Origin of the sequence: Hoeflea sp. EC-HK425 (assembly GCF_902498795.1) — a bacterium.
GTDB lineage: Bacteria > Pseudomonadota > Alphaproteobacteria > Rhizobiales > Rhizobiaceae > Hoeflea > Hoeflea alexandrii.
The window spans coordinates 3910841-3925259 of sequence record NZ_LR701572.1; the positions used below are offsets into that span (position 1 = coordinate 3910841).

At 62.5% G+C, this 14419-nt stretch carries 12 protein-coding genes; 3 read left to right on the top strand and 9 right to left on the bottom strand.

Annotated elements, in window-relative coordinates; translation table 11 throughout:
* Positions 1–23: 23 nt before the first annotated feature.
* Positions 24–455, bottom strand: a complete 432-nt coding sequence (gene irrA, locus SPHINGO391_RS21435) for an iron response transcriptional regulator IrrA (protein ID WP_152010745.1) — start codon at positions 453–455, stop codon at positions 24–26.
* A 234-nt stretch (positions 456–689) separates the two neighbouring features.
* Between irrA and fabA the strand changes: the two genes are divergently transcribed.
* The 3 genes from fabA to fabI all read left to right on the top strand — a co-directional run bounded on the left by fabA (position 690) and on the right by fabI (position 3334).
* On the top strand, positions 690–1205 hold the full coding sequence (fabA, locus tag SPHINGO391_RS21440; RefSeq protein WP_152010746.1) for a 3-hydroxyacyl-[acyl-carrier-protein] dehydratase FabA: 516 nt from the start codon (positions 690–692) through the stop codon (positions 1203–1205).
* A gap of 69 nt (positions 1206–1274) precedes the next feature.
* The gene (gene fabB, locus SPHINGO391_RS21445) at positions 1275–2498 is read left to right on the top strand and encodes a beta-ketoacyl-ACP synthase I (protein ID WP_152010747.1); all 1224 of its coding nucleotides are present in this window, start codon (positions 1275–1277) and stop codon (positions 2496–2498) included.
* Positions 2499–2518: 20 nt separating this feature from the next.
* A complete protein-coding gene (fabI, locus tag SPHINGO391_RS21450) occupies positions 2519–3334 on the top strand; it encodes an enoyl-ACP reductase FabI (protein ID WP_152010748.1) in 816 nt (271 codons plus the stop codon).
* A gap of 168 nt (positions 3335–3502) precedes the next feature.
* On the opposite strand, the gene SPHINGO391_RS21455 is transcribed toward fabI, so the two are convergent.
* The 8 genes from SPHINGO391_RS21455 to rbfA all read right to left on the bottom strand — a co-directional run bounded on the left by SPHINGO391_RS21455 (position 3503) and on the right by rbfA (position 14333).
* A complete protein-coding gene (locus tag SPHINGO391_RS21455; protein WP_152010749.1) occupies positions 3503–4168 on the bottom strand; it encodes a flavodoxin reductase in 666 nt (221 codons plus the stop codon).
* Positions 4169–4271: 103 nt separating this feature from the next.
* On the bottom strand, positions 4272–8030 hold the full coding sequence (locus tag SPHINGO391_RS21460; RefSeq protein ID WP_152010750.1) for an autotransporter domain-containing protein: 3759 nt from the start codon (positions 8028–8030) through the stop codon (positions 4272–4274).
* A 248-nt stretch (positions 8031–8278) separates the two neighbouring features.
* Positions 8279–9217, bottom strand: a complete 939-nt coding sequence (locus SPHINGO391_RS21465; protein ID WP_193217371.1) for a helix-turn-helix domain-containing protein — start codon at positions 9215–9217, stop codon at positions 8279–8281.
* 335 nt (positions 9218–9552) lie between these two features.
* Positions 9553–11673, bottom strand: coding sequence for a polyribonucleotide nucleotidyltransferase (gene pnp, locus SPHINGO391_RS21470; RefSeq protein ID WP_152010752.1), 2121 nt, complete (start codon positions 11671–11673; stop codon positions 9553–9555).
* Between the two features lie 340 nt (positions 11674–12013).
* The gene (gene rpsO, locus SPHINGO391_RS21475; RefSeq protein ID WP_152010753.1) at positions 12014–12283 is read right to left on the bottom strand and encodes a 30S ribosomal protein S15; all 270 of its coding nucleotides are present in this window, start codon (positions 12281–12283) and stop codon (positions 12014–12016) included.
* Positions 12284–12492: 209 nt separating this feature from the next.
* Positions 12493–12846, bottom strand: coding sequence for a hypothetical protein (locus SPHINGO391_RS21480; protein ID WP_152010754.1), 354 nt, complete (start codon positions 12844–12846; stop codon positions 12493–12495).
* Between the two features lie 103 nt (positions 12847–12949).
* Entirely contained in the window at positions 12950–13885 is a 936-nt protein-coding gene (truB, locus tag SPHINGO391_RS21485; RefSeq protein WP_152010755.1) for a tRNA pseudouridine(55) synthase TruB, read from the bottom strand.
* Position 13886: 1 nt separating this feature from the next.
* Positions 13887–14333 carry a 30S ribosome-binding factor RbfA gene (gene rbfA, locus SPHINGO391_RS21490; RefSeq protein ID WP_152010756.1) on the bottom strand — a complete coding sequence of 149 codons (447 nt, stop codon included), beginning with the start codon at positions 14331–14333 and terminating at the stop codon, positions 13887–13889.
* Positions 14334–14419: the final 86 nt, after the last annotated feature.

Genomic DNA, 14419 nt, shown 5'->3' on the forward strand with positions numbered 1-14419 from the left:
GCCGGAGGCTGTCCGGCCGTGAGTCAGCGCTTGGGACGGACTCGGATGACCACATCGACATGGGTGATTTCCATGCCTTCGGGCGCCTCGGGCAGGTCGGAAACCGAAATGTTGCCCACCGGAATATCGAGCACATCATTGGAGCCCTCGACCACGAAGTGATGGTGGTCGGAGACATTGGTGTCGAAATAGGTCTTGGCGGTTTCGAGCGACAGTACCCTGAGCAGACCAGCCTCGGTGAACTGGTGCAGGGTATTGTAGACCGTGGCCAGCGAGCACGGCACCCCGACGCCGACAGCCTCTTCATGAAGCTCCTCGGCTGTCAGATGGCGATCCCCCTTGGCAAACAGCAGGTCGGCCAGCGCCACGCGCTGGCGTGTTGGGCGAAGCCCTGCCCCGCGCAGGCGCAGAGCCGATTCGCGCTCGGAGGATTTTGATCCGTGTGCACCAGGCATGCTTGATGGCGTCCGATCGATAGATTTCATAGGTTTCATATATCTTTTGTGGGCATTGCTTTCAATAGATCTCTGAAATCCACTTTCCGCCTGCCCCCCCTTTCACTTGAATGGCTCATCCGGTATTCGGGGGTGCCGTGCCCGGTGGCTTCGCCAGGGCACTGGCCTGTGCTAGTTTGCACACCACGAATTGAAGCCGCGCGGAGAGACGGCGAACGAGGAGACGCTTTTTTCATGGTCGACAGGCAATCGAGCTACACATATGACGAGATCCTGAAATGTGCGGAAGGCGAGCTCTTCGGACCCGGCAACGCCCAGCTGCCGCTGCCGCCGATGCTGATGGTGCACCGGATCACCGATATCTCGGAAACCGGCGGTGCATTCGACAAGGGTTATCTGCGCGCCGAGTTCGACATCACCCCCGATCTCTGGTTCTTCCCGTGTCACTTCAAGGGCAACCCGGTCATGCCCGGCTGCCTTGGCCTTGACGGCATGTGGCAGCTGACCGGCTTCTATCTGGGCTGGCTTGGCGAACAGGGCCGCGGCATGGCGCTGTCGACCGGCGAGGTCAAATTCAAAGGCATGGTGACGCCGACGATCAAGAAGCTCGAATACGGCATCGACTTCAAGCGCGTGATGCGCGGCCGGCTGGTGCTCGGTATCGCCGACGGCTGGCTCAAGGCGGATGGCGAGACGATCTACAACGCCAGCGATCTGAAGGTCGGCCTTGCTAAGGACAAAACTGCCTGACACTCCCGCTCAAGGCGCGCGATTACGGCGCCGGGAAATTTCAGGACCCTCTACAAGAAAGGGCAGGACATGAGACGAGTCGTCGTGACAGGCATGGGGATCGTATCCTCCATCGGCAACACCGCAGACGAGGTAACACAATCCCTCCGCGAGGCCAAATCGGGCATCAGTTTCAGCGAGGACTTTGCAGAGCATGGCTTCCGCAGCCAGGTCTGGGGTGCGCCGACGCTGGATCCCACCGAGATGGTCGACCGCCGCGCCATGCGCTTCCTGTCGCGCGGCGGCGCCTGGAACCATGTCGCCATGAAACAGGCGATCGAGGATGCCGGCCTTTCGGAGACCGAGATCAGCAATGAACGCACCGGCATCGTGATGGGCTCGGGCGGACCGTCAACGCGGACGCTGATCGACGCCGCCGACATCACCCGCAAGAACGGCAGCCCGAAGCGGATAGGCCCGTTCGCGGTGCCCAAGGCAATGTCCTCGACCGCATCGGCCACGCTTGCGACCTGGTTCAAGATCCACGGCGTGAACTACTCGATCTCGTCGGCCTGCTCGACTTCGGCGCATTGCATCGGCAACGCGGCGGAAATGATCCAGTGGGGCAAGCAGGACATGATGTTTGCCGGCGGACACGAGGATCTGGACTGGACCATGTCGAACCTGTTCGACGCGATGGGCGCCATGAGTTCGAAGTACAACGAGACCTCGCCGACCAGCGCAAGCCGCGCCTATGACATCAGCCGCGACGGCTTCGTGATTGCCGGCGGCGCCGGCGTTCTGGTTCTCGAGGAACTCGAGCATGCAAAAGCCCGCGGTGCCAAGATCTACGCCGAACTGACCGGTTACGGCGCAACATCAGACGGCTACGACATGGTCGCCCCGTCAGGTGAAGGCGCTGTCCGATGCATGCGCCAGGCACTTTCGACAGTGAAGGGGCGGGTTGACTACATCAACACCCACGGCACATCGACGCCGGTGGGCGATTCCAAGGAAATCGGCGCGATCCGGGAAGTCTTCGGCAACGACATGCCGCATGTGCAGTCGACCAAGTCGCTGACCGGTCATTCACTCGGTGCGACGGGCGTTCAGGAGGCGATCTACTCGCTTCTGATGATGAAGGAGAACTTCATCGGCGAAAGCGCCCATATCACCGAACTGGACCCTGAATTCGACGGTGTGCCGATCGTGCGCTCGCGCATCGATGATGCGAAGATCGACACGGTGCTGTCGAACTCGTTCGGCTTCGGGGGGACCAATGCCACGCTGGTCTTCCAGCGTCACAACGGGTGAGATCGAAGGGGATGACGGGGATGGACGGTATCATGAAAGGCAAGCGCGGCCTGATCATGGGGGTCGCCAATGACCACTCGATCGCGTGGGGGATTGCCAAGCAACTGGCTGACGCCGGGGCCGAACTGGCGTTCACCTACCAGGGCGAAGGCTTTGGCCGCAGGGTGAAGCCGCTGGCGGAAAGTGTCGGCTCGAAGCTGATACTGCCTTGCGATGTCGAGGACATTGCTACAGTGGACCAGGTGTTCGAGCGACTCAAGGCCGAATGGGGCACGATCGATTTCGTGGTCCACGCCATCGGATTTTCCGACAAGTCGGAGCTCAAGGGCCGCTATGCCGACGTGACGACGCGGGCCAACTTCTCGCGCACCATGGTGATCTCGGCCTATTCCTTCACCGAAGTGGCGCAGCGCGCAGCCCCGCTGATGAGCGAAGGCGGTTCGATCCTGACGCTGACCTATGGCGGCTCGATGCGGGTGATGCCGAACTACAACGTGATGGGTGTCGCCAAAGCCGCGCTTGAAGCCATGGTGCGTTACCTGGCCGCCGATTACGGCCAGGACGGCATCCGCGTCAACGCGATCTCGGCCGGGCCGGTGCGTACGCTGGCGGGCGCGGGCATCGGCGATGCCCGGGCCATGTTCAATTACCAGAAAAAGAATGCGCCGCTGCGCCGCACCGTCGATATCGGCGATGTCGGCAAGTCGGCGCTTTACCTGCTTTCGGACCTTTCGTCGGGCGTGACCGGCGAGATCCACTACGTGGATTCGGGCTTCAACATCACCTCGATGCCGATCGTCTCCGAGTTGAAGCGGACCGACACGGAACCGAGCTAGAGGCTGCCAGCCTGCCGCATGCAGAAGCCCCGGATTGCAGATCCGGGGCTTTTTCACGTGTGCAAGCGGACGATGGGAGCGAAACCAGCTGAATTCTCCGCCGTGGCGTCGGGGCTCATTGCTCAAACCATTCCACCGCGTTGGCTCACCCACTGTGCAGACTGCTCATCACTCCTCGAAGACCAGCCCGTCCGGGTCGGCACCGATCTGCCTGAGCGCGTCGTTGATGCTCTCCACCATATCGTCGGGGCCACAGACATAGAATTGTTGATCCGTGTTTCCGATCAGGCGTTCGAGCATCGGCTGGTCGATACGGCCATGCTCGAAACCATTCTTTTTCTCTTCGGAGAGGACGTAAACCACCTCGAGGCCCGGCATGGCATCGAACTCGTCTCGCAGGATGATGTCTGCCTCGCGCTTGTTGGCGAAGATCAGCCGATGGCCGGACAATTCACCACGCTCCTTGAGCATGCGGAGAATCGCGATGAACGGGGTGACACCGGCACCGCCGGCAATGAATGTGCCCTTCCCCTTGTACTCGATGGTGCCCCAGGGATCGCCGACAATGAAGCTGTCGCCCACTTCCATCTTGCCGATCTGTTCGGTCAGTCCGTCGTGCGAAGGGTAGACCTTGATGGTGAACTGCAACTCGTCCCATTCGGGCAGTGCGGTGAAGGTGAAGGGATTGCCCGCATCACGCCAGCCGTCCTTGTCGATCCCCACCTCCGCCGCCTGTCCCGGCGTGAACTCGAAGCCCTCGGGTTTCTCGAAGGTCAGCTGACGGACATTGTGGGTGATTTCCTCGATGCTGGCGATGGCAAGCGTATGGCTCATGAAGTGTGCTCCTGCGTTTGTCTTGCAGGGGCAATGCGTGAGTGAGGCTGATTGTTCCCCTTACGGCAGCAACAGGCCCGCGGCAATACCGCGCGCTGCCGGTTCAGAAGGATTTCGAGAACCTGGCTGCGACCCCATGGCTTTGTGTCCGGGTGCCCAGTTCACCCTGGTAGTCGAGGTTGAAGATCGCGCCATCCTCGAAATTCAGCCTGAGCCCGGCCTCGATCTGCGCAGTGTCACGATCGAGCGGCAGGCCCGAGATGGTGAAAGCGTTGCCCGAGGAAAAGCGCATGCTCGAGGACGGCCCGGGGTCGCCAATCATGTGGGACCAGCCCAGAGACCCGCCGAGCGATGCGGTATAGCTCTCGCCAGCCGCCACCTGACGCTCGGCGCGCAGGCCGATGGTGGTAACGCCCAGGGTCTGAGAGGCCGAAGCAACCGAGAGCGCCGCCGCGCCACCGGTCTCGGTGAAGGCGGGGGTGTGCTGATGGATCAGTGCGATGGCTGCAAAGGGCTCGAACCGGGCGCCGCCGCCTTCAAGAGAGTAGCCGACCTCGCCAAAGAGCTGGGCGGTCGAGGCGACATGGCCCGTACTCAGAGTATTGCGAAGGGTCCCAGCGGACACGTGGCGGCTCGTGGAGAGGTCGTGAAGGGCGTAGCTGGCGCCGAGGCGGAGGCCGAGCGGGCCGACCTGACGCCCTGCATAAGCCCCCAGCGTATAGCTGTGCGCATCGCCGGAAGAGGCGCGGGCATCGACATTGAAGCTGGCGTTGCCGTAGCCCGCCATCAGACCGCCGCGCCATCCCGCAGCCATGTCCGCATCGGCCCCGAAAAGGAACCCGCCGTTCGTGGTGTTCATGCCCGCGGCGTTGCCATTGCCGCCGAACCGGCTCCAACTGCCATAGGTGTGCCCCCAGACTGCAGCGCCAACGGGCACGCCGCCGAGGTCCGCGAAAGCCATCACCGGCTGGTTGCCGCCGGCAACTCCTTCGAAGGCCGAGCGAATACGGTTGCCGGCAGCGTCCCGGGCAAAGCGGCTGTTCTCGATGAACAGGCCCGCAGCAGAAGCATGGATCTCGCCCGACAGGCTGTCAAAAGCGGTTCGGGCACTGGCCTGGTTGAGCACAACGACCGCGTCATAGACCGCGTTGCCGGCGCGCAGGCTGTCCAGGCCGTTGGCCGCCGCGCGCTGGTTTGCGGTGATGGCGGCGGCGGCAAAGCTTGTATCATTCCGGGTCAAAGTCAGGGTGACCGCGTTGGCGCCATAGCCGAGCGCCGCATCGAGGAAGGCAAAATTTTCGCTCACCGAACCGAAAGTGCCGTTGATCCCGGCTCCCGCGGTGATGATCGTGTAGGTGGTCGAGACGGCATAGGTGGAGCCATCGTCCGTGCCATTCTCGGCGGCAACAGTGACCTTGGCGCCGCTGTCGATGGTGACCGTGCCTGTGGCGGCGAGCCTGTCAGAGTTGCCGGCGCTGTCGACCTCGACTGCATAGGTGGAGCCGGAGGCGAAGGCGGAATTCCCGGCGACATTAAGGGTGCCGATGGAATTGCCCGGCGCGATCGTGCTGCCGATACTCGCGGTAAGGCCGCCTAGCGTGCCTGACCCGCCCACGGTACCGCCATTCAGGGTCACCGCGCCGATGCTGCCATTGACCACCAGCTTGCCGGCGGAAATCGTGGTGCCGCCGGTGTGGGTGTTCGTCCCGGTCAGCGTCAACGTGCCTGCGCCGGACTTGGTCAGCGAACCCGTGCCGGACATGGCGCCCGCATAGGTCAGGGCACCCGAGCGGTTGAAGAGGAGAGCCGAATTGTTGGTGATGTCGCCGCCGATGCTCCCCGAGGCGCCACCGTCGCCGACCTGAAGCGTGCCAGATGAGATCGTCGTGCCACCGGAATGGGTGTTCGTGCCCGTTAACGTCAGCGTGCCCGCGCCGGACTTGGTCAGCGAACCGGTGCCGGACATGGCGCCCGCATAGGCCAGGGCACCCGAGCGATTGAAGATGAGGACTGCATTGTTGGTAATGTCGCCGCCGATGCTCCCAGAGGCGCCGCCGTTGCCGACCTGAAGCGTGCCAGAGGAGATCGTCGTGCCACCGGAATGGGTGTTCGTCCCGGTCAGCGTCAACGTGCCTGCGCCGGACTTGGTCAGGGAACCCGTGCCGGATATGACGCCAGCATAGGTCAAGGCATCGTTGCGATTGAAGACAAGGGCGGCGTTATTGGTGATATTCCCGCCGATGCTCCCCGAGGCGCCGCCGTCGCCGACCTGAAGCGTGCCAGAGGAGATCGTCGTGCCGCCGGAATGGGTGTTCGTGCCCGTTAACGTCAGCGTGCCCGCGCCGGACTTGGCCAGCGAACCGGTGCCGGAAATATCATCTGAGAAGATCAGAGCATTCGAGCGGTTAAAGGTAAGGGCCGCATTGTTGGTGATGTCGCCGCCGATGCTCCCCGATGTGCCGCCATTGCCGATCTGAAGCATTCCGCCAGAAACCGTCGTGCCGCCGGTATGAGAATTCGCACCGGTGAGCGTCACAGTACCTGCCCCGGACTTGATGAGCGAGCCCGTGCCGCTGATCACACCGGCATAGGTGGCGGTGCCCGACTGGTTCACGGTGAGCCCGGCATTGCCCAACGCAACAGTTCCGCCGGAACCAGACAGCGCCGACATTGTGAGATTGTGCCCGTTGAGATCAAGTGTGCCGCCATTGACAGTGTAGGCCGTATTTGCGGTGAAGGCACCAGCTGAGCCCGCCCGCAAGGTACCCGCTTCGACCGTGGTGCTGCCGGAATGGGTGTTCGTTCCTGTCAAGGTACGCGTGCCCGCACCTGATTTGGTCAGCGACCCCGTGCCGGAGATGTTCCCAGCATAGGTCAAGGTGTCATTGCCATTGAAGATCAGGGAGCTGTTGTTGATGACATTGCCGGTGATGGTTCCGGTCACATAGGCCGTTGCGCTATTGGTCAGATTGCCGGTGAGAGTACCGGCTATGTTGAGCGTGCCACTATTGTTGACCAGATCGTCGGTCAGGTTCACGCCCGTATTGATGTTGATGACCGATCCATTGTTCGTCAGGTCGAGGGTCTGGGACGCGGTCATATTCACCGTCCCGCCCTGCGCGGCCACGCCGCCGGCAAAGGTGCCGCCCGCGGCATTCAGCGTACCACTTTGAACGCTTGTCAGTCCGTTGACCGCTCCGCCCGTGCTGTTGGTGAGGGTTCCGCCATTCACGGTGACGGAATTCGAGATGGTTCCCTCATTCGTGATCGTTCCGCCGGTAAGGGTCGTGCCACCGGCATCGGTCAATGTTGCGTTGAAATTGATCGTGGTCGTCCCGCCGCTCTGCACGAGGTCGGTGTTCAGCGTAAAGGCATCCCCCACGTCAATAACGCCACCGGTCATCGTTGTCGTCCCGACAGTGGCCGAGCCGTCGACATTGAACTCCCCTGTACCGCTGATTGTGACATTGCCGCCAAACGTTCCGCCGCTGGCGATCAGGGTACCGCCGCTGACCGATACCGCGCTGGTGATCGCGCCGCCGCCATTGTTCTGCACCTCGCCACCGCTGATGGCGACCACGCCGTCGGTATCCGTCAGCACACCGCCAGCAGCAACGCGGGTCTCGCCGCCCTGTTGCACGAAATTGGTGGTCAGCGTCACACCGCCTGTCTCAACCAGGACTTGCCCGCCGTTGTTGGTCACGGAGTTGGGTGTCGAAGAAACCGTGACGTTGACCGTGTCACCATTGTTGGCGACAACGTCCCCCGTCAGCGCTTGTGCCCGTGCCGGGTCCATCAGCGCGGACGAGACGACAAGGCTGCCAGTCAGCGCGGTTGCCAGCAGAAGGACTTTCCTGCTCATTTGCAACGAGGAACGGCGAATCTGGACAGTCCGCGGGTGGAGAACCTGGAACGAATGCATTGGGGTCCGGCGATTGCTAAAAATGTTTCGGTGATGAAAACCGACTTCAGTTAGGCAAAATTGTTTCGGCCCAGGACTGGTCCCGGGCATAACCAACAGGCTCATGATAGGAACTCGAAGCAGGAGCGGCTATCCGATAACCGCAACGCCGAGTGCTGAACCGCCGCGCCGGCAAGCCAGGCATGACATCAGGACGCAAGCGTTTCCGAAGGCGTCGCGCCGAACAGGCGTCTGTAGTCTCCGGCAAACCGGCCAAGATGGAAAAAACCGAACCGCATGGCTACCTGCGTGACTGTGGTGCTTGCCGGATCGGCAGATACCAATTCAACGCGCACGCGGTTCAGCCGACAGACCCGAAGGTAGGCAACTGGCGACATTCCGACATACTCGCGAAAGGCATATTGCAAGGTCCGCTCGGAGACCCCCAGTGCCATGCAGATATCAACGACGGTCGGCAGCATATCGGCATCGAAACGATCATCGACGAAGGTTCGGGCGTTTCGGCCGATCTGTAAGGCCCGCCGGCGTTCGCCAAAGGATAGGACGGTGTCATTTTCAGAGGTGGCAGCGATCTGGAGAACAGCATGCAGCAGATGGTTTTGCAGACGAGCGGCATCCGGCGGATGACCGGGCAGATGATGCGCATCGGCGGCGCTCAGCCAGAGGTCGACGATGGTCTTGAACTCACGGTGCATGGGGGTGGGCAACGCCACCACGCCTTGCGGCGGGCTTTCCCACATCGCGGGATTGAGCGCCCTGGCCGCTTGCAGAAACGCCTGCCAGCTGAAACCGACATAGCTCGTCTCGACACCTGCCGGCACATGAATGTCATATTCGACGTTGCCCGGCATGAAGAAGACCGTGTCGCCTTCAACGCTCAGATGTTCCGAAAAACGCGTTGCCTCGCCTGCACTGGACATCGACACCGTACAGAAGTCCGCAGGTGCGAAACCCAGTTTCTGGACGGCAGCAGTCTGGCGTTCGCGGACGATCTTCGGGCCGCCGAAGTCGAGGCTCTGCATTTGCGCGACATGGCGGCCGCTCGAGAGCTGGTAGCACTCCATCTCCACCCATGGCTGGAGGCGCGCCTGCTGCGCGGCGTCCTCGATATCTACCACCCGGTTCATGCTGCCAACGCCCTCCTCCGGTATTGCCCGTGGAGGCAACCCCTCCGATGCTTCACATCCGCGCTCCGCTTCGGCCGGAGTATGCCCGGCAGTCCCTGGTCCGCTGCCAAGATGGCCAGTCCCGAGCCTGGATGCTCCCGAAGCGGGTAGCCGTTGCATGGGTCTACTAAGACTTGTCCCGGATCGCAAGTTGCTGGATCGCGGGTGTTCGATCCATGAGCCTGCAAGAGACCGCCTGTTCTCAAAGCGGAAAGCCCCCGGATCGTCAGATCCAGGGGCTTTCTCGTTCATAGGCAAACAGGTGTACTGTTGCCCTTTGGCAATCGCAGCCCGGCTTACTCGCCGGCTTCGACTTCCTTGCCGGTTTCCTGGTCAACGACCTTCATCGACAGGCGGACCTTGCCGCGCTCGTCGAAGCCCAAGAGCTTGACCCAGACCTTCTGGCCTTCCTTGACCACGTCGGAGGTCTTGGCGACACGCTCGGCAGCCAGCTGCGAGATGTGGACCAGGCCGTCCTTGGGACCGAAGAAGTTCACGAAGGCGCCGAAATCGGCGACCTTTACGACGGTGCCTTCATAGATCACACCGACTTCAGGCTCGGCAACGATCGAATGGATCCACTTCTTGGCGGCCTCGATTTCCTTGCCCGAGGACGAGGCGATCTTGATGGTGCCGTCGTCGTCGATGTTGATCTTGGCGCCGGTCTTCTCGACGATTTCGCGGATGATCTTGCCACCGGTGCCGATGACGTCACGGATCTTGTCGACCGGAATGTTCATGACCTCGATGCGCGGAGCGAATTCACCCAGCTGGCCCCGGCTTTCAGACAGGGCGTTGCCCATTTCGCCGAGGATATGGAGGCGGCCGTCCTTGGCCTGGCCAAGCGCGATCTGCATGATTTCCTCGGTGATGCCATCGATCTTGATGTCCATCTGCAGGGCGGTGATGCCGTCGGAGGTACCGGCGACCTTGAAGTCCATGTCGCCCAGGTGATCCTCGTCACCGAGAATGTCGGAAAGGACGGCGAACTGGTCGCCTTCCTTGATAAGGCCCATGGCGATACCGGCAACGGGCTTGGCCAGCGGCACGCCTGCATCCATCAGCGCCAGCGAGGTGCCGCAGACGGTGGCCATCGAGGACGAACCATTGGATTCGGTGATCTCGGACACAACGCGCAGCGTGTAGGGGAACTGCTCGGGCGACGGCATCATCGGGTGGATGGCGCGCCAGGCGAGCTTGCCATGGCCGATTTCGCGGCGGCCGGGCGAACCGGTACGGCCGGTCTCACCGACCGAGTAGGGCGGGAAGTTGTAGTGCAGCATGAAGGTGGCCTTGTAGGTCCCCGTCAGGCTGTCGACATACTGCTCGTCCTCGCCGGTGCCGAGCGTGGCAACGACGATGGCCTGGGTCTCGCCGCGGGTGAACAGGGCGGAGCCGTGGGTGCGCGGCAGCAGGCCGACTTCCGAGACGATCGGACGCACGGTCGACAGATCACGACCGTCGATGCGGCTCTTGGTCTCGAGGATGGCGCCGCGGACGACCTTGGCCTGCAGCGACTTGAAAACAGCGCCGATGACTTCGGACGTAAAGCGGGGCTCTTCGCCCTCAGCCGGTGCAAAGTGGTCCTTGACCTTGGCCTTGACCTCATCGATGGCGGCGTAGCGCGCTGCCTTGTCGGTGTTCTCATAGGCCTTGCGCAGATCCGCTTCGCACATGGCGAGCATTTCTGTTTCAAGTTCGGAATGATCCGGAGCGGCAAAGTCGCGCGGCTCTTTCGCTGCGGCTTCGGCGAGCTTGATGATCGCGTCGATGACCGGCTGCATGGACTTGTGGCCGAACATGACCGCGCCGAGCATGACTTCTTCACCGAGTTCCTTGGCTTCGGATTCAACCATCAGAACGGCGTCGGAAGTGCCTGCAACGATAAGGTCGAGCGCCGATTCCGGCATTTCGTCGACATGCGGGTTGAGCACGTAGTCGCCGTTGATGTAGCCGACACGGGCGCCTGCGATCGGGCCCATGAACGGGATGCCGGAGATGGTCAGGGCAGCCGAGGCTGCGACCAGTGCCAGAATGTCGGGGTTGTTTTCCAGGTCATGCTGCAGAACGGTGATGATGATCTGGGTGTCGTTCTTGTAGCCATCGGGAAAGAGCGGGCGCAGCGGGCGGTCGATGAGGCGCGACGTCAGCGTCTCGTTCTCGCTCGGGCGGCCTTCGCGCTTGAAATAGCCGCCGGGGATCTTGCCGGCCGCATAGGTCTTTTCCTGGTAGTTGACGGTCAGCGGAAAGAAATCCTGGCCGGGCTTGGGCGATTTCGCCGAAACGACGGTGGCTAGCACGGTGGTCTCGCCGTAGGAGGCGATAACGGCACCATCGGCCTGGCGGGCAACCTTGCCGGTTTCCAGGGTGAGCGGACGACCGCCCCATTCAATCTCGACCTTGTGGGTATCGAACATGTCTTGTCCTTCAAGTGCGGGCATGTGGGCGTGACCGGTATTCGGCCGCGCGCTTCACTGTCCCGTGTGTTTAAGCGCATCTCGGGCAAGACAGCGGGAGGCTTTGAGGGACCACGTTGCAAACCGCGGCAAAAGCATCCGGCAATCCTGCCCCATGACAGGCCATTCTGGTGTCGTCGGAACCGGACTACCCGGTCTTCGGACGGTTGTGGCGCGATTTCCGGCCCTCTGACCGGTGGCGCGCGCCTTGGCGCCGGGATCCCGTTCCAGACCCATAAGGACCGGAATCGGGGAAAGGGTCCGGCGGGCGAAACACGTGGCCCGCCCGCCGGAGAACCGTTTAGCGGCGGATGCCCAGACGGGCGATCAGCGCAGCATAGCGCGCTTCGTCCTTGCGCTTGACGTAATCAAGCAGCGAACGGCGCGTGGAAACCATCGTCAACAGCCCGCGGCGTGAGTGGTTGTCCTTCTTGTTTTCCTTGAAGTGGCCGGTCAGGTTGTTGATCCGTTCGGTGAGAATGGCAACCTGGACTTCCGGCGAACCGGTATCGCCTGGCTTCGTGGCGTATTCTTCGATCAGCGCAGCCTTGCGCTCAGCAGTAATCGACATCGTAAATCCTTTCAGTCTGGATGGATATGGCGCCCGCTGCCGGGATGTCGTCCAGCAGGGGCCTCGAAGCGTCACGCCGGACAAACCGGCGATAACGGCTGGGCTATAGGCCAAATGCGGCAAAATTGAAAGGGAAATGTGGGGTACGCCCGGGCCACGCCCGCTTCAAGGTTACCAAGGCCGGCATCGGCGCGCGTGAAGCCGCCGCGTCAGCAACCTCGCTTGACATAGGCATCCGGCACCGCCTCGATCCAGGCCACGGAGCCTGCATCATCCCGGGAGACATACGGACCGTCGGCGACACAGTAGAAACCGCCCCGGAATCCGTCAAAATCGGAGGTGTTGATCACCCGCGATCCGGCGCCGCCGCCGACCATGGGACCGCCCAGATCGATGAGTTGCCGCTTGGCGTCGACACGGCTCTTCGAACACCCCAGAACGATGTACCAACCGCAACCCTGGGCATCGAAACCTGGGCTCTGGGCGCCCGACGGAGCGGCGCCAGCGACAAGGGTGATGGCGGCAAGACCTGCGATTGAGATGACAACGGATCGTGATTTCAAGGCTGGTTACCCCCCGAACTTGTTCCCTGCCGGCACGAAGTCGGCCGACGCGGCTTTCAGGCGATCAGTGTGCAACAGCGCAAGGGCCGCCGCAAGACCGTGATCAGGCCTTGAAGACCCGGCGGGGACGGAACTCGCCGCCGGCGACTTCGCCGATCGAGAGCAGCTGGCCGCGCACGAAGGCGCAGGCGTCGTCGGTGGCGACGGGCGCATCGCGTCCGCGCAGGATGATCGGGTTGCCCATGCGTATGCGATGGGCCTGATCCTCGCTGACATCGATGCGGGGCAGCATGCCAAGCGCCTCGCCTGCAGGCACCAGATAAGCATCCAGCTGAGCAAGGCGTTCGGCGTCGTCCTCGATTTCCTCGAGAGCCACCAGATCGGCGAGCGGCACCATGACGTCTTCGGAGAACGGCGCGACCATGGTGCGGCGCAGCGCCGAGATATGGCCGCAGCAGCCGAGTTGGCGGCCAAAATCGCGGGCCAGCGCCCGCACATAGGTGCCCTTGCCGCACTCGACCTCGAACACCGCATGGTCGGCGTCCGGACATCCCAGCAGCGTGATGCGGTGGATCTCGACCTCGCGGGCGGGGATTTCCACCACCTCGCCGTCACGCGCCATGTCATAGGCACGCTCGCCGGCTATCTTGACTGCGGAAAAGGCCGGCGGAACCTGCTCGATGACGCCGGTATAGGCCGGCAGGATAGCCTCGATGGCCGCCTTGTCGGGGCGCGCGTCGGAACTTGCCGTCACCTTGCCCTCGAGATCGTCGGTGTTGCGCTCCTCGCCCCAGGCGACGGTGAACTCATATATCTTGCGGCCGTCCATGACATAGGGGACCGTCTTGGTGGCGTCGCCGAGCGCAATCGGCAGCATGCCCGAGGCCAGCGGATCGAGAGTGCCGGCATGGCCTGCCTTTTCGGCCTTGAACAGCCACTTGATCTTCGAGACAGCCTCGGTCGAGCCGAAATCCCACGGTTTGTCGAGAACCAGCCAGCCGGAAACCGGACGGCCCTTCTTCTTGCCACGACGCCCCATTTCAGGCTTTCCCTTCGCCTTCGGGGCCGGCGCCATCACCGGTCTCGTCCGCATCCTCGTCATGGTCGAGATCGCGGGCGACTTCGGGCGAGCGCAACAGCGCGTCGATCTTCGAATAGTTCTCGAAGCTGGTGTCGTCGCGGAAGCGAAGTTCGGGGATGTTGCGCATCTGGCGCAGATCCGGCGAGACGCGGCCGCGGATGAAGCGGGCATTCTTGTTGAGCGCCGCGATGGTTTTGGCGTGATCGTCGACGCCGAGCGGCGTGACGTAGGCGGTGGCGACCTGCAGGTCGGGCGACATGCGCACCTCGGTCACCGAGATCAGGGTGTTGGAGATCACCGGATCACGGACCTCACCACGCTGCAGGACCTGGGTGATGGCGGCGCGCACCTGCTCGCCGACACGGAGCATGCGCTGGGACGGACCCGATGAGGATGACTTGGCCATGGTGTTCCAACCGAAAGTGCGGGCACGACGGCCCGAGACAGCGCAAGACGGAGGCTTGCCCGGCGCCGAAGCGCCGGGATCGCTAT